Annotated in this window: 1 protein-coding gene; it reads right to left on the reverse strand. The window is 65.9% G+C overall.

Annotation, left to right across the window (positions count from 1 at the left end):
* Positions 1-502, reverse strand: a 502-nt coding sequence (locus AC1D0P_RS28475; RefSeq protein WP_477679803.1) for a PAS domain S-box protein, incomplete at both ends; no start/stop codon positions are given.

A 502-nucleotide genomic window follows, 5' to 3' on the forward strand; every position in this document is an offset into this window, starting at 1 on the left:
GCGCCGCAGCCTGAGCGAGACGGATTGCAGCAGCGCATGCCCGATAGGTCGGCCAAGCGTCTCGCTCAGAGAATCGAAATCGTCGATCGAAAGCACGAACAGCGCCGGGCGCTCGCCACTCTCCAGCATGCCGCCAACCAGCCGGCCAAGGGCGATGTCGCTGCCGTCGATAGCTTCGCTGCGCTTGACGCCGAGCTGGCCAAGCGCCGCCGCCGCCTTCTCCGCCAGATCGCGCAGGACGATCGCAATGCCCGCGCCATTGGCGCTCTCCCAACGCGACACGGAAATCTCTACCGGCACGACGGAGCCATCGCTCTTCTTCGCGTCGCGCCTGAGCGGCCGGCTGACCAGCCCCTCCTTCGCGCCTTCGAAGACCGAGATCAGGGCCGTGGCGTTCATGCCAAGGCGCCCGTCGGAAACCAGATCGTCCATCCGAAGGCCCCTGATTTCCTCGAGACTCCAGCCGAAGAAATCGACCGCCGGCCGGTTGGCGAATTCGATC

The sequence above is a fragment of the Polaromonas sp. P1_G2 genome, assembly GCF_056405515.1.